17 protein-coding genes are annotated in these 23,715 nt (G+C 64.1%); 2 read left to right on the top strand and 15 right to left on the bottom strand.

The features are described from left to right. Window positions 1-80: 80 nt before the first annotated feature. A complete protein-coding gene (locus tag HWX87_RS02135) occupies window positions 81-659 on the bottom strand; it encodes a hypothetical protein (RefSeq protein ID WP_176045444.1) in 579 nt (192 codons plus the stop codon). Window positions 660-697: 38 nt separating this feature from the next. Next, complete coding sequence (locus tag HWX87_RS02130) at window positions 698-1,144, bottom strand: VOC family protein (protein WP_176045443.1); 447 nt, start codon at window positions 1,142-1,144, stop codon at window positions 698-700. On the opposite strand from HWX87_RS02130, the gene HWX87_RS02125 reads away from it, so the two are divergent. Next, complete coding sequence (locus HWX87_RS02125; protein WP_176045442.1) at window positions 1,143-1,544, top strand: LWXIA domain-containing protein; 402 nt, start codon at window positions 1,143-1,145, stop codon at window positions 1,542-1,544. The two genes, HWX87_RS02130 and HWX87_RS02125, sit on opposite strands and share 2 nt — an antisense overlap. A gap of 174 nt (window positions 1,545-1,718) precedes the next feature. Next, the gene (locus tag HWX87_RS02120) at window positions 1,719-2,516 is read left to right on the top strand and encodes a hypothetical protein (RefSeq protein ID WP_176045441.1); all 798 of its coding nucleotides are present in this window, start codon (window positions 1,719-1,721) and stop codon (window positions 2,514-2,516) included. 306 nt (window positions 2,517-2,822) lie between these two features. On the opposite strand, the gene HWX87_RS02115 is transcribed toward HWX87_RS02120, so the two are convergent. The 13 genes from HWX87_RS02115 to HWX87_RS02055 all read right to left on the bottom strand — a co-directional run bounded on the left by HWX87_RS02115 (window position 2,823) and on the right by HWX87_RS02055 (window position 23,657). Continuing rightward, the gene (locus tag HWX87_RS02115; RefSeq protein ID WP_176045440.1) at window positions 2,823-3,146 is read right to left on the bottom strand and encodes a hypothetical protein; all 324 of its coding nucleotides are present in this window, start codon (window positions 3,144-3,146) and stop codon (window positions 2,823-2,825) included. Between the two features lie 4 nt (window positions 3,147-3,150). After that, window positions 3,151-7,821 (bottom strand): RHS repeat-associated core domain-containing protein, encoded by a 4,671-nt coding sequence (locus HWX87_RS02110; protein ID WP_244137579.1) that lies wholly within the window; start codon window positions 7,819-7,821, stop codon window positions 3,151-3,153. Window positions 7,822-7,836: 15 nt separating this feature from the next. Continuing rightward, window positions 7,837-9,102, bottom strand: coding sequence for a hypothetical protein (locus tag HWX87_RS02105; RefSeq protein ID WP_176045439.1), 1,266 nt, complete (start codon window positions 9,100-9,102; stop codon window positions 7,837-7,839). A 15-nt stretch (window positions 9,103-9,117) separates the two neighbouring features. Continuing rightward, a complete protein-coding gene (tssI, locus tag HWX87_RS02100; RefSeq protein WP_176045438.1) occupies window positions 9,118-11,322 on the bottom strand; it encodes a type VI secretion system tip protein VgrG in 2,205 nt (734 codons plus the stop codon). Then, entirely contained in the window at window positions 11,319-13,979 is a 2,661-nt protein-coding gene (gene tssH / locus HWX87_RS02095) for a type VI secretion system ATPase TssH (protein ID WP_176045437.1), read from the bottom strand. The genes tssI and tssH overlap by 4 nt, the downstream gene beginning before the upstream one ends. A 12-nt stretch (window positions 13,980-13,991) precedes the next feature. Next, window positions 13,992-15,083 (bottom strand): type VI secretion system baseplate subunit TssG, encoded by a 1,092-nt coding sequence (gene tssG / locus HWX87_RS02090; protein ID WP_176045436.1) that lies wholly within the window; start codon window positions 15,081-15,083, stop codon window positions 13,992-13,994. Further along, on the bottom strand, window positions 15,080-16,951 hold the full coding sequence (gene tssF, locus HWX87_RS02085) for a type VI secretion system baseplate subunit TssF (RefSeq protein ID WP_176045435.1): 1,872 nt from the start codon (window positions 16,949-16,951) through the stop codon (window positions 15,080-15,082). The genes tssG and tssF overlap by 4 nt, the downstream gene beginning before the upstream one ends. Window positions 16,952-16,955: 4 nt before the next feature. Beyond that, window positions 16,956-17,504 carry a type VI secretion system baseplate subunit TssE gene (gene tssE / locus HWX87_RS02080; protein ID WP_176045434.1) on the bottom strand — a complete coding sequence of 183 codons (549 nt, stop codon included), beginning with the start codon at window positions 17,502-17,504 and terminating at the stop codon, window positions 16,956-16,958. A 28-nt stretch (window positions 17,505-17,532) separates the two neighbouring features. After that, window positions 17,533-18,024: a type VI secretion system tube protein Hcp gene (locus HWX87_RS02075; RefSeq protein WP_027791618.1), complete on the bottom strand. Its 492-nt coding sequence runs from the start codon at window positions 18,022-18,024 to the stop codon at window positions 17,533-17,535. Window positions 18,025-18,095: 71 nt separating this feature from the next. Next, complete coding sequence (tssC, locus tag HWX87_RS02070; protein ID WP_176045433.1) at window positions 18,096-19,604, bottom strand: type VI secretion system contractile sheath large subunit; 1,509 nt, start codon at window positions 19,602-19,604, stop codon at window positions 18,096-18,098. Further along, a complete protein-coding gene (gene tssB / locus HWX87_RS02065; RefSeq protein WP_176045432.1) occupies window positions 19,597-20,151 on the bottom strand; it encodes a type VI secretion system contractile sheath small subunit in 555 nt (184 codons plus the stop codon). Before tssB ends, tssC begins: the two co-directional genes overlap by 8 nt. Window positions 20,152-20,224: 73 nt before the next feature. Next, window positions 20,225-21,337 (bottom strand): type VI secretion system protein TssA, encoded by a 1,113-nt coding sequence (gene tssA, locus HWX87_RS02060; protein ID WP_176045431.1) that lies wholly within the window; start codon window positions 21,335-21,337, stop codon window positions 20,225-20,227. Continuing rightward, the gene (locus HWX87_RS02055) at window positions 21,324-23,657 is read right to left on the bottom strand and encodes a serine/threonine-protein kinase (RefSeq protein WP_176045430.1); all 2,334 of its coding nucleotides are present in this window, start codon (window positions 23,655-23,657) and stop codon (window positions 21,324-21,326) included. The genes tssA and HWX87_RS02055 overlap by 14 nt, the downstream gene beginning before the upstream one ends. Between the last annotated feature and the right edge of the window lie 58 nt (window positions 23,658-23,715).

The following is a 23,715-nucleotide window of genomic DNA, read 5'->3' as shown; positions in this document are numbered from 1 at the left end:
CGGGGATTCGGGTGGGAGCGGGAAGTGTGTCGCGGCGTCAGGTGGTTCGCGCCGAGATCGCGTGATCGTCTGTCGAACGCTTAACGGCGGGCAACCGGCAGCGCGGTGTCGAGGCCGCCGCTTCGATACGCGGCACGAACGGCGCCCGCCCGGGCTTCGAGCGCGTCGGGCGTGAGCCAGCGTCGCAACCGGACGGAGACGCACGGCAACGCGGCGAGCTGGTTGCGCAACTGCACGATCGATCGGCAGCAACGGAAGGTCGACGATTGCGCATCGGGGCCCGAGGCGGCCTCGGCAAGCTCGGCCGCCCATTCGACACCGCGATGGCGCCTGGCTTCGTCGAGATGCGGCAGATAGCGCGCGTCGCCCGACAGCGCGATCAGCAACGCGGCCCAGTGCGCGCCGCGCCATCCGAGCGGCATGTCGCCTGTCAGGTCGGCCAGCAGCGTGTCGTCGAGCACGGACAGGCTTTGCTGGCACACGTAGTGGAAGTCGAGCGGTTGGTAGCGGACCTGCGGGTAGTCGCGCAGCACATGCTCGAGTTCGATGCCGGTATCGACCGCGGCAGCCAGGAACGATTCGGCCGGCGCCGGGCGGTTCAAGTACAGCGTCGGCACGAACAGGAAAAGCCGCCTGATGTCGTCGGGGTGGTAGTGCATCGAGAATGTCGTGGTGGTGGTGGCCCGGAGCAAACTGGCTACTGATCGCCGGACAGCAGCGCCGTGTAACGTCGTTGCATTTCGTCGGGTTCGAGCGTTTCGATCGTATGCCCGATCGCCCAGTCGTACCCGAACGGATCGCGAATCTTGCCGGAACGCTCGCCGTAGAACTGGTCCTGGATCGCGCGCGTCAGGCTGGCGCCGGCCGCGATGGCCGCGGCGATCGTCGCGTCGGCATCGTCGACGTGCAGGTGCAGCAGGATCGACGCCGTGCCGTCCGGGGCGAGCGCGAGCAGATCGTATTCGGGAAACTCGTCCGAGAGCATCAGCGTACACGGGCCGAGCTGCAATTCCGCGTGACCGACGCGCCCCGACGGTTCGACGAGACGGAATTTCTCCCGTGCGCCGAATGCCTTCGCGTAGAACGCGATGGCGTCGGCCGCGCGCTTGACGCGCAGATAGGGAAAGACTTCGAGAATCGCCATGATGTCCTCCGGTTGCAGTGCGGGGATGTGCATCGTACGGGCGTACACGGCAGGCGCCGCGGATTTCGCCAGACCAATGAGTATGGAATGGCGGCATGGTTGCGGCAACGGGAAAGATTTGCCGTTCGCGCGGCGCCGGCCCGTGTGCAGCTGGAGCAGATTGCGTGCGAGGGCCACGCCGGCAAGGGTGGCCGTGGCCGCGGGCGAATCGTTGTGGACGATCGCCGAACGTAGCGAAGGATCGCTGTTTGCCACGGCCTGCGAGCCGGCCGACGAACAGCAGCGAATGTCGAGCGAGCAGGGGATTGACGTCGAGCTCAACGAGATACTGCAGCTCAACCGGAATCCGGGCGAACTATCCGGGCGAGATCGAGCCAGGCCGCAGGCGACTGTCGGATGACAGGTCATGTTGGCGGGTTGGATTGTCGTCCTGAATGGAGATCCACCAGGATAAGACGCAAATCCACCGGGAACGGCGCGGGGGCGGGGCAGAATGGGATGCGGGGCGAATGTCGGGTTGTGCCCGGCAAATCGCCGATTCGTGACAATCCACCCAGTCTTCACGGCGTTCCCGATGCTCAAGCTCTTGCGTCCATTCCCGTCCGCACTGCGTACGACGGCAGGCGTCGCATTCGTCGTCAGCGTGCTCTCAGCATGCGCTGCGATGACTTCATCCGCGCCGGTCGATCCCGAGCAACAGTTCGTGACCGAGCAGCGAAATGCCAACATGAAGTACCTCAATAGCCTGGCCGCGTACAAGCCCGTTTTCGAGAACCCCGGCAGCTATGGTCGGGCGCAGGTGCTGGAGCAGTACGACGCGCTTCTTTATCAATACTCGATCGCTGCAGTGAGCTGGGTTCGCACGATCTATCCGGCCGCCCGGCAAACGCTTCCGCCATCCCTTCAGCCATTGCCGGCGCCGTCCGGGCCGCCCAGTCTGTCGGACGTGAACCGGCACTATGAGCAGGCACTCGACATGAACGCCGGCATGTGGGATATCAGCATGGCCGCGAATTTCGGCAAGCCGTCAAAACTGGCGGTCCCGAAATACAACGGGCCGCTGCTTTTCATGCCGGTGGCGCCGCCGTTGCCGCCGCTGCAAGATATTCGCGATCCCCGATTCGCGCGGCTCGTGACCAAGACGAAGAAAGTGGACGACGCGCAGAAGGCGGACCTCGCGCAGCAGCGTGCGGCGAACGCGAAACAGATGGCGGAGAACGCCGCGATGCACGCGGCAAACCATCCGCCAGGGCCGAATCCGCTTGACTCGATCGATCCGCGGACCGGGTTGCCGTATCCGCAGCCGCAGGTGGAGACGCAGCGCTGGTGCACGATGATGGGTAATGGGGTTGGCGGGCGGGTTCCTTGTTGAGGCGCTGTGATTGATGGGACGAAGTGTTCTCGCATCGTTATCGTGGTTCGTTTCGTTGCAGCCATCGCAGCCTCCGGCGCCGGACACCCGGCGGCCGGACAGCTTACGCGGCGCGAAAGCGGACATTTCTATGTAGCCTCTACAACCGAAAATGTCGATAATTCACGTTATGTCAAATAAAGAAACGCCCTGAGCGAGACTAATCAAGGAGCCTTCTTGAAGAAGGTCCCTGTCCCAGCATCTTGCGAAGTCAGTACAGCCTTTGCATGACTAGACATTATTGGGCGTAGTTCCACTTTGCGTTAGTCACCAATCAGTCGGTTCTCCATCTTCGTCCTGGATCGTGATTTGAGTTTTCTCGCGGATCCATGAAAACAATGAAATCAAGTCAAGCTCGATCGTCCTGGGGTGCGAGCTGATCTCGATGAATATTTCACTTTTCCTCAGAAAGAGTCGAACATCAAATTCCCATCTGCCAGGAACTCCTCTTTCCTCAATTCCCAGGAGCCAATATTCCTCATCGATTCTTTTGGAAAATGTCGTAAGTGATTGAATTTTTTCATCAATCAGATCACGATTTGTCGAGTACCAATTGCCATCATTGAAAGATAAAATAAATTCGGCGGCCATCTTTCTAGTCCCCATGGTTTCTTCCGGATACAGCGGGAAAGTCGGCTGGATTTTTTATTCCGATATGTGCGGCAGCAGAGAGTTGATGTACTGCAGTTCTTCCATCGTCTGCAAGCTCCACAGTGGGCGGAGTGGTGCTATTGGGGCCTGGTACGTTTCCGTGTTTTCCAAGCGACTTATGAGCGTGTGCGTTGTTGCTCGCTTTATATTGTGATGTATTTGTGTTTCCATACGCATGCACCTGAACTTCTGATCCGTCGGGATGTTTCCAGCGTTGATTTTTCGGGTTTGAGGGGTTTGTTCTTGTGAAGCCTGCCCTTCGGAGAATTCCTTCAACGCCTTTTACGGTTTTTCCTTTCAGTTTCGGGAGTAAGGAAATGACTGGCGTGACTGCAAACCGACCGCGGGCATCGATCCATTGCCCCCTTGAATTCTGCCTTACTGCCGGCCCGCATGCAAGGCCAAGCGGGTCGACCCAGGTAATTGGGTTTGGTGCGAACTGGTAGAGATTGAGTCCGCCGTCAAGCCCGATCGGGTCTTGAGATATAAATGCGGCACTTTTTGAATCGAAATATCGGTATCGATTGTAATGAAGGCCGGTTTCTTCGTCGTAATATTGCCCCTGAAGCCGAAGAGGATGGTTGCTTTCGAACTTTCTTTCGATGTTGGCGATGCCACCCCAGGCAACATGTTCAATTTCCCAAATAATACCACCTTCCGAATCAGTAATTCTTGTTGGAGCGCCATTGGGGTCTACGTGGAAATAATGTGCCGTGGTCTGGCTCGACGTCGGGAAAATCGAATTTTGATCCTCTCCATCTCCATACCTTGCTTGCCCTCCTCCTCTCCGCGCATCGCCCGTTTCGTACTCTGTGATCCGTTCGCTGCCAGCCATAGAAACTGGAGCTTCGCTTTTGTGCAGCCACTGAATACCTGCTAATGGAACAAAACTATCGGAATAGTAGATCCACTCCTGCGCGACACCGTAACTACCCTTCTCCGGATATTTAATCTCGCTTGCGAGTACATCGGTATCCCAGAAAAAGGAAGTGGTCTGAGATTGTAATGAAGCCGTTTCCATTCCATCGGAAGCATGTTGGACATGGGTAGTCTTTTTCGTACGCCGATGGAAGGCATCGTATTCGTAACAAGTTCGAAGGTGTAGGGTTTTGTCGATGCAAAGTCCATCATTATTTGATCCCCGGCGTACAGCCAATGTCTCAATCAACAAGCCGTCGCCATCCCAACGCAAAATCAGATCCTGCTCCCGATCTCGCTTGTGGATCAGATTTCCGATTCGATCAAAAGCATAGTGGCAATCGTCATATTCACCATCTCTAGTCCATGTATCGTTGCGACTCGGACTGGAGGGAATTCGCGTTGTCAGAAGATTCCCCGCCGGGTCGTACGATAAACCAAGTAATTTGCGGATTGGATTGAGATGTCCGGTCAGTCGACCAACCGGGTCGTACTGATAACTTTCAAACCCAAGACGTGAATCTGATTTGCTGATAATCTCATCGTTCGCACTATAGGAGTATTCGCTTGAAAATAGTGAGCCAGTACCGGAGAATAGCTCCTGTTTCGCGAGAAATCCTTCAGATGTATACGATAATTCGCGTCGCATCGCATCGGTTAATTGCTCTGTTTTGGTTCGCCCGAGCGCGTCACGCTCAAATATGATCGGCACGGCGTCATCGATCTGAATCGAAGTGACCGCATCGAGAAAGTCATACTCGTAGCGAATCCTATGTACGACGATGTCATTTTCCGATTGGAATCTGGTTCGGCGACCAATGCAGTTCCCGGCAGCATCATAGTCGCGGTCGATTGTAAAGGTATCACCTTGCCTTTCCTCAACGAGACGGTTGGCGGCGTCATACGTCAGCACGACCTGGCTATCCGGATGCTCCGCCGCTACCAGGTTGCCACGGCAATCATATGAGAACGTTTCAGTGCGAATCCCGTCCAATCGGCGTGGATCCGGCACACGTTTTTGTACTATACGCCCGAGTCGATCCACTTTGTAATCGATCGCCTGACCGAGTGGATCGATGCTCCGCGTCAACTCACCTCTTACACCGTATTCGTAGCGGCGAGTTTGCCCCCAGTAATCAATTTCTTCAACAATCCTTCCCAGCTTATCTCGATTCAGGCGATAAATTTCGCCGCATTCGTTAATTATGGAAACCAGTTGATCCTCAGTATCATATCGATATGACACCACCCCGCCATCAGGCATTGTTCGTTTTGTTACCTGACCAAGGGCCGAATATTCGAACTGTGTAACTTGACCTTTGGGGTCGCGATAGCGGACGAGGTTGCCTTCAGGATCATAGCTGCAGGATGTTTCTCGTTCACCAGGCTCGATTGCTCGAATCAAGTTGTCGTTGCGATCGTAATCATATCTGGACACTTGCCCGAGTGCGTTAACAATTTTGATAACATTGGCCCTCGCATCACAGGTGTATCGTGTGCTGGCGCCAGCCGCGTTTATTATCTCTTCCAGATTCCCATTGGAGTCGTAGGAGAATCGCGTAATTGCACCGCGCGGCCCCGTATGGATAGCAAGTTGGCCATGGCAGTCGTATTCGTAACGCATATGAGCGTTCGTGGGCAGGGTTTGTTCAAGCAGTTTGCCACGATCATCCCAAATGTAATGCCACTGCCGATTACCGGGAGCCGTCACGCGCGTTGGTCTACAGTTGTTGTCGTACTCCGTTTTTGTGAAGCTTCCATCCGCAAGCGTGCGTTTGATTATATTTCCGTATGCATCGTACTCCCATGTGGTAGTGAATCCGCCAGGATCGACTTCGGCGCAGGTGCGCCCTTGTTCATCGTAGCGATAATGTGTCACGCCACCGAGAGGATTGATCAAGCTTACCGGGAAGCCACGCTCATTAGTTTGTAATGTTGTTATATCTCCCTGGGAATCAATAATCCGAATTTCGTGATGCTTGACATCGTATGTAAAGTGATAATCAAATAATCCGCCATCACCCCATGCGCGATCAACTTTCCACGATTCGGCATCACTTTGAAGATAGCTATAGTAAAATGACACTCCCCTTGCACTCGTGTGACGTATCATGCGATGACCGGTGTCATATTCAAATTCATGTGGCTGGGTCATCGCGTCCAACGCGACCGTCAGATTTCCATTTTGATCACACTCGTAACCTACAAGGGAGTGAACGCCGCCGACACTATCGGTTAGTACCAGTTCTGTTATGAAATTGGTTTGTCTTTCGTTCCTGCTGGATAGATGTGTTTCGACGATAATTGCGCGGCCGGTAGCATCCTCCCCTTTGAATTCAATAATTCGCTCCAGCCCTTGTCCAGCATTTCGCTCAAAGGCCCAGGCGTTTTTGTGTAGATCTGAAATTCGCCGAACCGGCAATGTTAATGCCATGCCTTCAATGCCTTTGTTTATTTCGTTTTCCCAGTTTGATGGCAGCGAGAATTCATACTCAACTCCGGCGTGTGTGCGCAGAATTAATAGATTAACCCGTCGATAGAGTGCATACCCATTTTGCCAGTCATACTGGCGTGCCTCCCATCCAATTTTTCGAGGCATTACTTCGAACGCTGTCGCATGATCCGGGAAAAACGAGATGACTCCCACGACGTTATTATGTGGAACCAGTTCGAGCCGTATATCCGCGGGGGTTTGCCAGCCTACGCCGATCGCTCCTTTTCGCTTGTCGTGACTTGCATAGGAGCGATCCCATTCGAGCGGTAGGCGACCCATGACGGTAAAATCATGCTGTTGCACAATCACCTCACCGGTGATCGAATCGACCGGCTCTGCCTGTAAAACATTGCACCGCAAAAATCCAGGCTTCAAATTCAGCTTGTCCGCCAGCGCCCTCGCCCACTTCGATCCCCGAAACGCCTTGAACAACCCCTTTGCCGCGGCCGCCATGTTCATGATCGGCGGCCCGCCCACCAACACCGGCCGTCCAGCCGGAATCGGCAGCATCACCGAGCTTGGCATCGACGGATAAGTCCGATCCGTGTGCGCGCTGTTATGCGGCGGAGGCTCCATCCCGATCGACCAGCAGCTCAACGCCTCCAGCGCCATGTAAGACATCGGATCGTTGTTGGCGAGCACCGTCTTGCTGCCCATGAACGATTCCCCGTCGTTCGACGGTTCAACCTCCTCAGGCGGCGGCGCAAACGACTCCCCAAGCGGAAAATGCAACCCCGGAACGTGATACGCATGCGTCCCTGCGGTAGCCCGCATCATCCCGTTCACGAAAATCGGCCTGCCGCTGCTGCCACCTGCCCCGACGTTCGAGCCAAGATCGTCACTGATGCGGTTCTTGATCTTGTTGGCCTCGTTCGCGAGCTTGATCCCCTCCACGACCGTGTCAGGCAACTTGCCGCCGCCCATCAATTCATTGACCTGCTGGTTCGCTTCTTCGGCGAGGTGTTCCAGCTTCTTCACGTCTTCGGGATGATCTTCGATGTATTGAGTCAGCTTCTCCTGCGCGATCATCGTTGCAATGCAGCCGACCACGGCCTTTGCGGCCTGAATGTACTCGCGCTTGTCTAGCATGAACCCGACATGAGGATGCGGCAGGAACACCGGCGGCGTACCGGGCGTGACCAGTACAGAATGAACGTCTACGCCAACCACGGGATCGAGATGCTTAACAGCTAGAAGTGCCACGTTGTCGGCCCCCGCTCAACGCCCGCTACGCAACGCCGCGACCTTCTCGCTGAGCGCGTTACGCCGCCGGTCCTGCCCCCCCAACTGCGACACCATCCACTCGATCACCATCGGCAGATTGCTGTTCGCCCGCATCGGTTCGTCGACCATCAACCCCGCATCGAGCGCATTGAACCCGGCCTCCAGCGCATGCTCGCGCTCCCCTGCCCGCTCCCAGCACACTGCGCTCATCCGCCACGCCTCGACTGTCATCAACCCGTCCTTCGCCGCGGTAGTCGACGCCGCCGCGCGCTCGTAGCAATAAGCCGAGTGTGCATAATCCTTGTGCGTCAAATGCACGCTCGCCTCGCCGAACAACCCGTTCGCAACGAGCTTGTGCCCTGCCGGGTGCCCGGCTTCAACCGCCCGCGTACCGCTGCTGGCCGCGCTCCGATACGCGTCGATCGCCTTCTCCCGATCACGCCACTTCAGATACGCGGCCCCCGCAATCAGATGCACGACCACGCACTGATCGAACCACTGCTCATGCTCCGCCACCTTCAGCGCCGCTACGCGGAGTTCCTCCAGCCGAGCAGGGTTTCCGCCTTCGATCATCTCGGTCAGCATCACGAAATGCCGTCGAAACTCCCCGCTTGGCCCGCGCTCGCCCGATTCCGCCAGCAACTCACGCGGCACGCTCGCCATCGAATATTTGCCGTGCACGACGCGCACGGCCGCGCGATGCCGTTGCATCAACGCAGCAAACGGCGCGATATCGATCCGAGGTACGACAAAGCGCACGCGCTCGGCAAGCTGCGGCGCGACTGCGATGATCGACAGCAAATCGTCCATCCATCGCACCCATGCCGCGTCATCCCTCACTTTCGCTGGCTCCAGCGCAAACACCATCGCTGGAAAAACATCCGGATGGTGCTGCATCAGGCTGTCGGTAACCGCGAACAGATACAGCACGGGATTCTTGCCGTCGTCATACGGCGGCTGCCAGTTTGCCCGTACGCCCTGTGCAGCGGACCCCTCTCGCCGGCTGTCGTAGAACGCAATGAGTTCATCCGTCAACGCCTTTGCATAACCCGCTTCATTGACGAACGACGCCCGCATCGTCCTGACCGCGCACGACGTCTCGTCCTGAACCTGGAAATACAACCGCACGAGCTCCGCATCGGTCTCGTCGGTCTGCCAGATCATCAATCGCGCGTCTCGCTCTTTCGCGAAACTCATCCAGTCCGAATGCGCATCCATGAACCTGCGCTCCACCGGATTGGTCGGCTGCCAGTTCTGCATTCGTGCGGGCCTCCGTTACGGATTCAGTTTCAGGACAGCGCCTTCGACCGTGTGTTCCGCGGTCGCAGACGACGTCACCGTCTTGCCGTTCACGCTATGGGTATTCGTGCCGGTCGACCTGACGTCGACACCCTGGATCGTGATCGTGCCGTCGCTCTTCATCACGATGCTCGAATTCCCGCAGACGAGCGAAAGCTGATCGCCGGCGTTGACGGTCACCTGATGCTGTACGTTCGTCGTATGGTTCGCCCCGACGTTGACGGTGTGTTCGCCGCCGACCGTGTGCGTATGGGCTTTGGCGATCGTTGACGTTCGTGTGCCGATCTCTTCGGTATGCGCCGACGCAACCAGCGTCTTCATGTCCTGCGACGTCGTCTGATACATCTGTCCGACGTTCAGCGTCTTGGCTTCGCCGATCGTTTCGGTCTTGCCATGTGTGACCGTTTCCGTGTGGCTGCCGCCGATCGTCGCCTCGCGATCCGACGCGATCGTCACGGTCTCCTTCTTCCCGACCGTTCGCGTCCGGTTCCCGCCCACCCCGTGCGTCTCATCCACGCCAATCTGCGCGACCCGGCTCTTGCCGATATTCACCGTCTCGTTCTGCCCCACACTCCGTTGCCGGTTGTTCTTCACCTGCATCGTTTCGTCGTTCCCAACCGTATGCGTATGGTTGTTCCCCACCGACAGTGTGTGATCGGCCTCCGTCTCCGCATCGAAATTACGTTCCGCATGCATCCACAGCTGCTCCGCGCCCTTCTTGTCCTCGAACCGGAACGCATTCGCATGGTCGGTCGTCCCGCCCGGAGACGATCGTGACAGCAACCCGCTCTGCGTCGCACTTCCCGGCAGCCCCCACGGCGGCATCTTCTCGCCGTTGAAAACCCGCCCCGTCACGATCGGCTCATCCGGATCTCCGTTGAGAAAATCCACGACAACCTCATCGCCCACCCGCGGAATCTGCACGCCCCCGAACCCACCCCCGGCCCAGGGACTCGACACCCGCACCCAGCACGACGAATCCTGATTGCTCTGCCCGTACCGGTCCCAGCGAAACTGCAGCTTCACGCGCCCGTACTGATCGGTCCAGATTTCCTCACCCGGCGGCCCGACCACAGTGGCCGTCTGCGGCCCGTTCGTACGCGGCCGTGGTGTTTCGCGTGATGACCGGTAAGGCAGGCTCGACGGCTGCACGAGCATCATCGTCTGATGCACGACTGCCTCCGCGCCCTGATCGCTCGCATACGCGTTTTCCTGAAACCGGTACTGGCACCGCACGATCAAATACTCGCGGTTCTGGTCCGCACGCGGACAATGCGCCAACGTGAACAGGTAACCCGGCGCAGCACCGCGCACGTCGGTATCCGCACTCGCCCGCTCATGCTCAGCCTGCTGCTCCTCGAGCCTCACGCGGCTGTAATGCGCGCCGGGCGCATCGTCGCGATAACCGCCCGGCCACTCAAACGACGCGAAGCTATCGTGATCATGACCACGCGGATCGACCTTCTGCGACGACAGATCGGCGCGCGGCTTTGTGTAGTCGTAGTCGGTGGTCTGGTGCTTGCCGACGCTCACCTCCTGCGCGGGCAGCCAGCCGTCGATATGCTCCTCGTCGGCGATCGCGGTGCGGTCACGCGCGATGTACGGAATCGTCTCGTAGCCGGGCAGCGCGGTATGCGACGACATCGCGTCGCTGAGCATCAGCGTATGCGAGTCCTCCGCATGCCGGAACCAGTAATAGATGCCCTCGAACTCCATCAACCGCGACACGAACGCGGCATCGGTCTCGTTGTATTGCACGCAGTACTCGCGCGGCACGTACGTTTCCGCGAGGTGGTTCTCGATCGGAAAGCCGTATATGGACAGCACTTCCTGCACGATCTCGGGCACGGTCTTGTTCTGGAAGATCCGGCAATCGGAACGGCGCGTCGCGAGCCACAGCCACGGGCGCACGATCAGCTCGTAGCCGTAATACCGCTCGGCGCGACGCCCGCCGAGCGTTGCGCGCGCAACGATCCCGTTCAGGTAGCGCGTCGACTGATCCTGCTGTTCGATGTGAACCGTCACGGGCTTGCCGAGCATGTCCTTCAGCGACAGGCTGTGGCTGTCGGCGAGCGCCTCGATCCGGAATTCGAACAGCCGGCCGAGTTCGTCGCTGCCGTCGAGCGTATGGAACTTGAGGTCGTCGCCGTGCGGGCTGTCGAGTGTGAATACGCGATTCAAGTCGTTTCCTCCTCGTCGAACCGGTAAGCGAATTCGCCGTCGGCCGCGCTCACCTCGATCGACGCCAGCGCGCGCCCTTCGAGCGTGGCCTGCAGGATCGCGCGGCTGATGCGCGGCATCACGGTATGCGTGAGGATCGCGTCGACCATGCGGCCGCCGGATTCGATGGTCCGGCAGCGTTCGACGATCAGCGCGGTCGCCGCGTCGGTGCAGTGCAGCCGGATGCCGTGATGCGCGTCGATCCGTTTCTCGATGCGCCGCAACTGCAGCGCGACGATCCGTGCGAGTGTCGCGTCGGTCAGCGGGTAATACGGCACGACAGTGAGCCGGCCGAGCAGCGCGGCCGGAAACACGTCGAGCAGCGGCGCGCGCAGCGCATCGGCGAGCGTGTGCGCGTCGGGCAGGCGCTCGGGGTCGCGGCATAGCGCCATCACACGATCGGCGCCGACGTTCGACGTCAGCAAGATCACGGTATGGCGGAAATCGATGTCGCGCCCTTCGCCGTCCTCCATCCAGCCCTTGTCGAACACCTGGAAGAAAATCTCGTGCACGTCGCGGTGCGCCTTCTCGATCTCGTCGAGCAGCACGACGCTGTACGGCCGGCGGCGCACGGCCTCGGTCAGCACCCCGCCCTGCCCGTAGCCGACATAGCCGGGCGGTGCGCCCTTCAGGGTCGATACGGTGTGCGCCTCCTGGAACTCGCTCATGTTGATCGTGATCGTGTTGTGCTCGCCGCCGTACAGCGTGTCGGCGAGCGCGAGCGCGGTTTCGGTCTTGCCGACGCCGGACGGGCCGCACAGCAGGAACACGCCATGCGGCTTGGTCGGGTCGTCGAGCTTCGCGCGTGCGGTCTGGATCCGCTCGGCGATCAGTTCGACCGCATGCCGCTGGCCCACGACGCGTTCGCCGAGCGTATCGGCGAGCTTCAGCACGGCCTGCGTCTCGTCGCGCACCATCCGGCCAAGCGGAATGCCGGTCCAGTCGGCGACGACGGCCGCCACTGCATGCGTGTCGACCGCGGGCAGCACGAGCGGCGCATCGCCCTGCAGGTCGGCCAGCGCCTGCTGGGCGGCGGCGAGGCGCGCCTGCGCGGCGGCGCGGGCGTCTGGATCGAGCGCGTGCGACGGATCATCGTCGAGCAACAAGGCGCGCGATTCGACGATCGCCGCCAACGCGTCGCGTTCGGTTTGCCAGCGTGTGTCGAGCCGGTCGAGTTCCGCCTGTGCCGCTGAAATCTCGGTGTCGATCGCGTCGCGCCGCGCGGCATCGCCGGTGCCGAGCGCGCACTCGCGCCCGATCCGCTCCTGCTCGACGCGCAGGGCGTCGATGCGGCGGCGCGCGTCCTCGATCGGCGCGGGCACGGCGTGCTGGCTGACGGCGACGCGCGCGCAGGCCGTGTCGAGCAGGCTGATCGCCTTGTCCGGCAACTGGCGGGCCGGAATGTACCGGTGCGACAGCGTGACGGCGGCCTGCAGCGCGTCGTCGAGCACGAGCACGCGGTGATGGGCCTCGAGCTTCGCGGCCAGGCCGCGCAGCATCGTCAGCGCGGCCGCTTCTTCCGGTTCGTGCACGTGGACGAGCTGGAAGCGCCGTGTCAGCGCGGGATCCTTCTCGATGTACTGCTTGTACTCGGACCACGTGGTCGCGCCGATCGTGCGCAGGAGGCCGCGCGCGAGCGCCGGTTTCAGCAGGTTCGCGGCGTCGCCGGTGCCGGCCGCCCCGCCCGCGCCGACGAGCGTGTGCACTTCGTCGATGAACAGGATCGCCGGCCGCTCGGACGACATCGCCTCGTCGATCACGCCGCGCAACCGGCTCTCGAACTCGCCCTTCACGCTCGCGCCGGCCTGCAGCAGCCCGATATCGAGCAGGTACAGCGCGACGTCGCGCAGTGACGGCGGCACGTCGCCGGCGGCGATCCGCAACGCGAAACCTTCCGCGACGGCCGTCTTGCCGACGCCGGCCTCACCGACCAGCAGCGGGTTGTTCTGCCGGCGCCGCAGCAGGATGTCGACGATCTGGCGGATCTCCGGATCGCGCCCGATCACCGGATCGATTTCCCCGGCCCGCGCGCGGGCGGTCAGGTCGACGGCGAAGCGCGCAAGTGCCGAGCCGTCGGCAGCGGTGGTCGCGCCGCGCATCGCCGTGTCGCCGCCCGGCGCAGCCTGCCCGGCCGGTGGCGCCTCCGGCGACCCATCTACGATCGATTCGAGCGCGTCGGCGAGCACGTCGGGCACGATGCGCTCGAATTCGCGCGTGATCGCCACCAGCACGTTGCGCAACTGCGGCGTCTTCAGGATCGCGAGCAGCAGCACCGCGCCGCGAATGCGCGTCGCGTCGTACTTCAGCGTCGCATAGACCCACGCGCGCTCGACCGCGTCGTCGATATGCATCGACAGGTCCGACACCGATCCCGCGCCGCGCGGCAACTTGTCGAGCGCGGCGACGAGGCTGCGATCGAGCGCGGCCTCGTCGATCTCGAAGCGGCGCAGCACGCGCTGCAGGTCGCCGTCGGGCCGCTGCAGCATCTGCTTGAACCAGTGCGCGAGTTCGACGTACGGATTGCCGCGCAGCCGGCAGAACCCGGTCGCCTGCTCGAGCGTCTCGTAGAGGAACGGATTCAGTTTTCCGAACAGGTTGACGCGGCCGATATCGGACATGACGATTCCCGGTTAGGCGGTTTCGCGATGAAGGGGCATGCCGCCGCGCCGCACGTCGTAGCGGACGACGAGGTCGCGCGCAGGGCCCGGTTCGAGCCGCTGCCCGAGCCACGCGGTGCGGCCGATGCCCTGCGGCGCGCCGAGCGCGATCGCCGGCACCGCGTCGGCCGCCAGTTCCAGCTGCACGTCCCAGTCGAATTCGATGCCGACGTACTCGCGTACCCACTGCGCGAGCTGCCGCGCATGCGGGCCGCCCGGCAGGAAGCGGCGATACGCATCGAGCGTCAGCGGGCCGAGGACGATCCGGAAACGCGATTGCGCGTCGCGCACCGCGATGCCAAGCGCGACGACGCCGACGCGCAACGTGGGCCGCGTCGCCCGGATCGTGCAGCGCTCCGAGTGCTCGATCGCGACCCACTGCGGCACGTGCTCGACGATGCGGGCCTCGATACCGAAGTGCCGGCGCAGGATCTGCGCGAGCCCTTCCGGGTTGCGCGTGTGCCGCACGAGATGGCCCGCATGGAAATAGCGTGCATGCGGCGCGAGCGTGTCCGCGTCGGCCGGCGCGTTCGGCTTGTCGCCGTGCGCCACGCGCCCGATCAGGCTCGCGATATAGCCATCGAACCGTGCGCGGCCGGGCCGATCGAGGCTGACCGTCGGCTGTGCATCGGCCCACGCGCGGTAGAACAGCAGGATCAGCCGGTGATGGAACAGGTCGGCGAATGCGGCAAACGTCGGGTCGTCGTGCTGCGCCGCGCGTTCGTGTGCGTATTCGGTCAGGTGCGTCGGCAGCGGCCCGTTCGGGCCGAACAATCCGAAACCGTGGATCGCGATGCGCGGCGGCATGGCGCCGTCGTCGTCGTGGATGCCGGCCAGCATCGACGCGGCGAACGCGAGCGACGGCTGCTGCCCGAGCCGCACCGGTTCGTCACGCGGCCGGGTGGCGCGCCCGAGCGGCGGGCGTCCGGGCGACAGCGCGTCGAGCCAGCGCAGCGCCTGGAACAGGTCGTAACCGTGCGGCGCGGCACGCAGCCGCGCCCACCACGCATCGCGGCGCGCGGCTTCGGCGGCCGGCTGAACGCCGGATGACGGTTCGCGCTTCATATCGCCGGCCGCCTGCCGATACGCGCCGGCCAGCGTGCGAGCGTGCCGCGTTGCGCGCTGGTCAGCACGCATTCGGCGAACGCGTTGATCGATACGTGGCGCGCGAAGAACTGTTCGAGCACCGAGCCGAGCAGGAACGGACTGTCGCCGGAAAACGCATGGTCGTCGACGGTCACGTCGACCTGCACGCCGCGCCCGAACATCAACGGCCCGGACGCCGGCAGCCGGCGGAACACGGGCGAGAACGCGACGCGCTGCACGCCGTCGATCTGCCGGCGCATCGCGGCGTCGGCCGGGTCGGCATGCAGGCCGAGCAGTTCGCGCAGCGCATGCGCGCCCTCTTCGTCGTCGAGATCGGTCAGCGTGTGACGCGCCAGCCCGAGATGGCGGATCAGGCGCCACGCGGTTTGCGCATCCGCGATCGGCGGGCGCGGCCGCGACGGGCCGCGGATGGCGACGATGCGCTCGACCGGGGCCGACACGCGCAGCGTGAACGTGTTCGCATCGCCGGGCGGCTGCAGCAGCACGAGATCGCGGTTCGTGCACAGCGTGTCGGCTGCGAGGTAGCGCATCGTCTCGTCGTACGGCGCGCACTGGCTGTCGACGAGCGACACGTAGGTCTCGCTGCCCACGTAACCGGTGCGCGTGCCGTTCGAGCGTGCCTGCGCGGACACCAGCCGCGGCTCGCGCCGCACCGTGTAGTACGCGCCGTAGTTGCCGTCGTCGCCGGAGAAGGACGCGTGAAACGGCCGGAATTCGCGCGACTGGCCGTCGTCGCGCTGTTCGCTGGCGAGCCGCTGCACCGCATAGACCTCGTAGTCGAGCGGCCGGCTGCGATCGACGACGACATGGTGTTCGCGCGCGCCCGGTTGCAGCGGAATGCGGTCGGCGCGGCGTGCGAACAGGTTCACGGCCGGCGTGCAGTTCAGCGCGAGATGGCGCGCGTCGACGGCCGCTTCGAGCGTCGCGTCGTGTCGGTCGAACAGCACGGTCAGCTCGCACTCGTCGCCGGTCGCACGCGCGAGCGCGGCGCGCAACCCGCCGATGCTGAAGAACAGGAAGCGCGCGGGAAACGCGAAATACTCGCGCAGCAGCCGGTAGCCGTGGAAGCTGCGGCCGTCGTCGGGCAGGATCGCCTGCGCAGGATCGAAGCCTTCGTGGACGATCGCATCGGCGTCGAGCACGTGTAACCAGCGCGGCGGCTGCCCCGGGTCGTGGCACACGACGCCGAGCGCATGTGCGGCGATCAGTTCGAGCAGATGCAGCGCATCGCGCTCGGGGCCCGCGAGATGGAAGGTGAGCCGATCGAGCGGCAACTGCGAGAGCTTGGCGCCGCCGCGCGCCTTCAGCCGGATGCGCAGCGCGCCGCGCACGTCCTGACGCGCGGCGACGGCGCCGCGCGGCAGCCACGACGGCGCGCCGGTGACGGTCGCGTCGATCAGTTCGAGCGGCCACAGCGTCAGGTCGTGCGCGGTGCGGAATTCGCACGCGGTCTGCTCGGACGCGGCCGGCCGCGCGCGCAGCGCGGTGCCGGCCGGCAGGTGCCAGCCCTGCGCGAGACTGCCTTCGTTCAGCAGCGGCGCGAACCGCACGATCGCCATCGACGGCAGCGGCGCGATATAGCCGGGGTACACGGCATCGAGCAGCGCGTGCGTGAAGCGCGGGAATTCGGCATCCATCTTCAGCTGGACGCGCGCGGTGAGGAAGCTGAAGCCTTCGAGCAGCCGCTCGACGTACGGGTCGGGCGGCCCCGACTCATTGAGCCGCAGCCGTGCGGCGACCTTCGGGAACTGCTGCGCGAATTCGCCGCCGAGCTCGCGCAGGTACGCGAGTTCGCGGTTGTAGTAGTCGAGCAGGCGCGTGTCCATCGCGTCAGGCTCCCGTCACGGATTGCAGCGACATCGCGCCCGTCTCGAGATCGAGGCCGGAACGCAGCACGAATTCGAGCGGATGCGGGATCGACCACAGCGTGCCGCGGATCTCGAACAGCAGCACGTTGTGACGCCGTTCGCCGGCGCGGCCGCCGGGCGCGTCGATCACGCTGCGGACATCGATGCTGTCGGGTGCGATGCGCGGCTCGAAGCGGACGATCGCGTCGCGGATCGACGCCTCGACCGACATCCGCTCGACGCCCGACATCGGCTTGCCGACGAGCGGCCGCATCCCGTAGTTGAGCACCGACGCCTGCGCATGCGCGAACGCCGACCAGTCGACGAAGCCGTCCTCGGCGTTGCGCGTGTTGAGCAGCCACGCGAGATCGCGCAGCACGGCCGCACGCAGGCGTTCGGTGCCGATCCATAACGCGCCGGGCGCCTCGGCGGCGCGTTGCGGTGCGTCGTCGGTGAGCCGGTCGAGCAATGCCGGCTGCAGCCGGTCGCGCAGGCTGCCCTCCCGGCCGTCGCGGGATCGCGGGTCGTCCATGGTCGTCTCCGTGCCTCTGCTCGCCCCGTCACATCTCGGTGTTTTCCTTGATGTTCCAGCCGACCGTCACCTCGGCGCCCTTGCCGCCGTTGTCGTTCTGCTGCCAGTACTGCTTCTTCACCTTCGCGGCCTGGAAGCCGTAATGCATCATCAGCCGGTCGGCGACGTCGCCCGGATCGATGCCCGCGACCTGCGCGGACGTGACGAGCACTTCCTGCAGCGTCACGCGCATGAATTCGACCTGCGTGCCGCCCGTCTTGCACGCGGAAATCTCGACCGACGACAGATGCTTGCCGTTCGCGCAGTTCTTGATGATCGCGGGCGCGCCCTTGTCCATGTACGCGGCGACGACGAGATCGTTGAAGCTCGCCTTCCCCGCGTTGCCGCCGCTGCCGCTCGCCATCGCGCCCGGCTGGCTTGCGCCCCACGTGAACGACTGGATGTCGGTCCAGCCCTTGTGCTGCGCGTCCGCCGATTCGCCGGTCACGCCGTCCACCTTCATAAACATTGCCACGCCCATAACCGTCTCCGTTTCAGTGCGATGTCAGGATGAATGCCGCGTTGAATGCCGATCGTTGCCTGCCGCGCCGCTCACTCGTTCGCCGCCTTCGCGGTCGGCAGCCGCGAGATGAGCCGCAACGACACGGTGAGCCCTTCGAGCTGGTAGTGCGGCCGCAGGAAGAATTTCGACGTGTAGTAGCCGGGGTTGTCCTCGACCTCGTCGACGACCACCTGCGCGGCCGCGAGCGGCTTGCGCGCCTTGGTTTCCTGCGACGAGTTCACGGGGTCGCCGTCGACGTAGTTCATGATCCAGTCGTTCAGCCAGCGCTCCATGTCGTCGCGTTCGCGGAACGAGCCGATCTTGTCGCGCACGATGCACTTCAGGTAATGCGCGAAGCGGCAGCATGCGAACAGGTACGGCAGGCGGCCGGACAGCCGCGCGTTCGCGGTTGCGTCGGGGTCGTGGTACTCGGCCGGCTGATACAGCGACTGCGCGCCGATGAACGCCGCGAAATCGGAGTTTTTCCGGTGGACGAACGGCATGAAACCGTTCTTCGCGAGTTCGGCTTCACGGCGGTCGCTGATCGCGATCTCGGTCGGGCATTTCTGGTCGACGCCGCCGTCGTCGGTCGGGAACGTGTGGCTCGGCAGCCCTTCGACGGCCCCGCCCGATTCGACGCCGCGGATCGACGAGCACCAGCCGTACTGCTTGAACGAGCGGTTGATGTTCGCGGCCATCGCGTACGCCGAATTCGCCCACGTGTAGCGGTCGTGGTTCGCGGCGTCGGTGTCTTCCTCGAAGTCGAATTCGTCGACGGGATTGGTGCGCGCGCCGTACGGCAGCCGCGCGAGAAAGCGCGGCATCGCGAGGCCGACGTAGCGCGAGTCCTCCGACTGCCGCAGGCTGCGCCACGCCGCGTATTCGGTGTTCTGGAAGATCTTCGTCAGGTCGCGCGGGTTCGACAGCTCCTGCCAGGAATCCATCTGCATCAGCTCGGGCGACGCGCCGGCGATGAACGGCGCATGCGCGGCCGCCGCGATCTTCGACAGTTCGCCGAGCATTTCGACGTCCGGCGGGCTGTGATTGAAATGGAAGTCGCCGACGAGGCAGCCGAACGGCTCGCCGCCGAACTGACCGTATTCCTCTTCGTAGATCTTGCGGAACAGCGGGCTCTGGTCCCACGCGACGCCCTTGTAGCGCTTGAGCATCCGCGCGACCTCGTTGCGCGACGCCGGCAGCGCCTTGATCTTCAGCAACTCGTCGGTCTCGGTGTGCGTGACGAGGTAATGCAGCCCGCGCCACGCGCCTTCGAGCGTCTGGAACTCGTTGTGATGCAGGATCTGGTTGATCTGCTCGGACAGCTTCCGGTCGATCTCCGCGATGATCTGCTTCACGCTGCCGTACGCGTCGGTCGTCATGCCGACCGTATGTTCGAGCGCCTGCTGTGCGAGCGTGCGCACCGCGCGTTCGACCGACTCGCGCGCCTCGGCCGTCTTCGGCTTGAACTCCTTCTGCAGCAGCGCCGCGAACTCGTCGTGCGCGACGGCCGGCTGGGCGGCCTGGCGCGTGTCGGCGCGGGACTGGACGGGATCATTCATCGCGGGCCTCCGGTCGGGTCGCGTCGCCGCCCTGCGCGGGTTCGCGTGGTTCGCGCACGAGCGTCTTCAGCAGGTCGGGATCGTTGATCGCGCGCTCGATCAGCTGTTCGGCGCCGTGCTTGCCGTCCATGTACGACAGCAGGTTCGACAGCTCGGTGCGCGCCTCCAGCAGCCGGCGCAGCGCGTCGACGTTGCGCGCGATCGCGGCCGGCGAGAAATCGTCGATCTGCTCGAACGTCATGTCGACGTTGAGCATGCCTTCGCCGGTCAGCGTGTTCGGCACCTGGAACGCGACGCGCGGCGCGACCGACTTCATCCGCTCGTCGAAGTTGTCGACGTCGATTTCGAGAAACTTGCGCTCCGGCAAATCCGGCAGCGGCTCGGCGCGCTTGCCGGCCAGGTCCGAAATCACGCCCATCACGAACGGCAGCTGCACCTTGCGTTCGGCGCCGTAGGTCTCGACGTCGTACTCGATCTGCACGCGCGGCGCCCGATTGCGCGCGATGAACTTCTGTCCGCTGCCCGCTGCCTTGGTTCTGTCCGTCATCGTCCACTCCTTCACTTCGATCAGGTTGCGCGAGTCGTTGCCGCCGCCCGCGTGGCGGCTTCCATCGTTCGGTTCATTCGCTCCGTTCGCCGCTCAGCAGGTCCAGCTTCGGCAGGCTCTCCGGCGCGAGATCGCGGATGATTTCGTAGAAGTCGAGCGCGAGCAGCCGCTGGGCGCGCCGCAGCAGCAGCGGCGCGGGATGGCTCGGCTCGTGCAGCTCGAAATAGCGGCACATCTTGTCGAGGCCGAGGCGGACGTCGTCGCGGCTCGTGACGTCGGCATCGCGCCAGGCGTCGGCATTCGGCATGGCCGCCTGCGCGGCCGGCGCGGTGCCGACGGGTGCGGCCTGCCGGGCAGGCATCGCGCCGTCCGGTGGGTGTCGTGACGGCTCGGGCAGCGGCACTTCCTGCACGATCCGGCGCAACGCTTTTTCGGCATCGCCCTCATCGGGCGCCCATTCGCGGCCGAGCTTGTCCGCGACGCACGCGCGGATCGCATCGAGCGATTGCAATGCGGTACGCGCGGCGTCGAGCGGTGTCGTGCCGTCGTCGCGTGCGGCCGACAGCGCGGCGATCAGGCTTTCGCGGCTGCCGGTCGCGGCGGCGCCCGTTTCGTCGCGGCCGTCGAGCAGCCGTTCGGCGTCGCGCACGGTCGGCCCGCCGTCGAACAGCGGCTGGCGCCGCGCCGCGCGTGCGCAATCGTGCGCGCCGGCCACGTCGGCGAGTGCGTTGGTCCGCGGTGTCGGGTCCGGCTCACCGTCCGCGTCGAGCCGCGGATGCAGGTCGTCCCAGCGGTGTTCGAGCAGTGTCGCGACGACCGCGAGTGCATCCGCATAACCGGGAATACCGTGCTGCTCGGTCCAGCTGCGTGCGAGACATGCGACGACGCGCAGGTCTTTCGTGCGGGTGGACAACGCGAGCGCCAGCCGTTCGACCGTACGCCAATCGGGCGCCTCGGCCGGGATCACGGTGTCGCCGTACTGCTGCTCGGCGCGCGGCGTCGCGCGCTCCTGCAGTTGCAGGAACTCGGCGTCGTATTCGAGGTTGGCGCCGCATGGCGCATCGGGCGCGACGTCCGCGAGCAGCCGGCCGATCAGGTCGGCGCGCGGCGATGCCGGCACGCCGGGCGATGCCGCGGAATATTCGGCGGCGGCCAGCGCCGCCTGGCTGACGTCATTCGAATGCATAGTCGATGTTGACCGGTTTGCTGCCGAAGTCGATCGCGACGGTGCGGTGCAACGGCGGCAGCGTGCCGTTGCGGATCTCGATCACGTAGACGCCCGGCGTCAGCGACACCGAGCGCAGCGGCGGGCTCGCGCCGCGCCGTGCGCCGTTCACGTAGACATCGCCCCACGGCCGCACGTTGAAACGCACCTGGACGGTCTCCTGCGTCTTCGGTGGACGTGGTGGCGATTCCGCCGCTGGCGCGTTCACGGCGGCGACGGCCGTTTCGGTTTCCGGCGGCGGCTTCGGCACAGGTGTCGGCGTTGTCGCCGGTGCTGCCGCCGCTTCCGACGGCGGCACGTTGACGACCCGCTCCGACGCGTCGAGGCTGCCGGCCGGTGCGATGGTCGAACTCGCGCCGGCTCGCGCCGGGGGCGGAGTCGTAACGGTCGTCGCGACCTGCGGCGCGGGCGCGGCGGCCTCGACGGCAGGCGCGCTGGCCGGCGCGGCGGCGACGAGCGGCGGCGGAACATCCGCGGACGATCCGGCCGGCAGGCTCGACGGCGGCACGACGGTCGGTGTCGGCCCCTGCTGGGCCAGCGTGGCGGCTGGCGTGCTGGCGGGAGGTGACGCACCGGCCAGCGGCTGGCTTGCGGCGGGCGTGGTGTCGTCGACGACACGGGCCGGACGCGACAGATAGGTTGCGGCGAGGCCGACGGCGATCAGCGCAACGACTGCGCCACCGACATAGACGGGCACGCGACGGCTGCGTGATCCGGCCGCCGCCGCCGCATGCGCGGTGCCGGTCGGCGGTGATGTGCCGCCGGACGACGCGGCCGGTGCGGCAGGCCGCGACGCAGTCGCACCTGCGGCTCCGGCAAGCGGGTCGGCATTGCTGTTGGTGTTTCCCGCTTCTGGCGCCGTGTCACGCTTGCCGATAGCGGTGTCGACACCTGGCGCTCGCGTGCCGGGATCGTCGTGCGCTGCACGGCTCGCTGCCGGCGGTTCCATCGCACGTTCGGCATTTCCGTCCGGCGCACCGGATTCGGCAGGCTTTGCCGCATGCGCTGCCGCCGAAGCCGCGAGCGTTCCCGCAGCGCCCGTCGCGACGCCTTGCGCAGCCGCCTTCGACGTGGAAGATCCTTCCGGCTCCGGCTCCGGCTTCGTGCCGGACACGGCTGACGACGCGGAGGCGGTTTCCGACGGCGTCGACACTTCGTCCGGACGCGCTGACTTCGACGGTGGCACAACCGTTTCGGCCTTGCCCGAAGCCGTCCCGCCCTCACCGATCGCCGAAGCAGCGGAAGCCGCCGACGCATCGGCCTTCCCTTCCCCGCCTTTGCCTGCATCCCCCACCGGCGGCACGACCGCCGCGCCATACCCGCTCCCCGTCCGGTCGACATCCCGCAACCCGAGTTCCGCCGCGAACGCCGCGACCGATTCCGGCCGGTCCTGAATCCGCAACTGCAGCGCATGATCGACCGCCGCGAGAAACGCCGGGCTGTACACCTCGCCGGCCGGCAGTTCGCGCGACGCGAGCGGCCGGTACGTATCCTTGATGCTGCGCACGACGGCCGCGGGCGGCAATTCGCCGGTGATCATCGCGTGCATCACCGCGCCGAGCGCATAGAGGTCGGTCCACGGCCCCTGGCTGAACGCGGGATCGTCGGTGTACTGCTCGATCGGCGCGTAGCCCGGCTTGATCATCATCGCGCCGTCGTCGACCATGTCGCCGATCCGTTTGCGCGCCGCGCCGAAGTCGAGCAGGATCGCGCTGCCGTTCGGGCGGATCAGCACGTTGTCGAGCGCGACGTCGCGATGGAAGCATTGCGCGCGATGCAGCGTGTCGAGCGCGCCGAGCAGCGCGCCGACGATATTGCGCAACTGCGTCTCGCTGATCCGCATCCCGCTGTCGAGCAGCTGCTTGAGCGTGCGCCCCTCGTAGAACGGCATCACCATGTACGCGGTGCCGTGGCTTTCCCAGAAGTGCAGGACCTTGACGAGCCCCGGATGATCGAACTGTGCGAGCAGGCGCGCCTCGTTGAGGAACGCGCCGCGTCCCGCATCGAACGCCTGCGCGAACCGCTCCGAACGCAGCGACACCGTGTAGTCGCCGCCGCGCGTCGCGAGCATCGACGGCATGTACTCCTTGATCGCGACTGCACGCCGCAACGTGCGGTCGAACGCGCGATAGACGATGCCGAAACCGCCGATGCCCAGCACCTCGTCGAGCTGCAGCTCGCCAAGGCGATGGCCGAGCGGCAGCGGCCGCACCGTGAATTCGGATGCGTCGCCGCGTGTCGCCGTGTCGTGCTCGTTGTCTCTCGCTCCAGTGTCCTTCATCTCCACCACCTCTCGAAACCGCATCCTTTCCGCCTGCCGCGCGCGGCGGCCCGCCGAC

Source organism: Burkholderia sp. BCC1644 (assembly GCF_902833225.1).
Taxonomy (GTDB): domain Bacteria; phylum Pseudomonadota; class Gammaproteobacteria; order Burkholderiales; family Burkholderiaceae; genus Burkholderia.
This window is presented reverse-complemented; position numbering and strand designations above follow the sequence as displayed.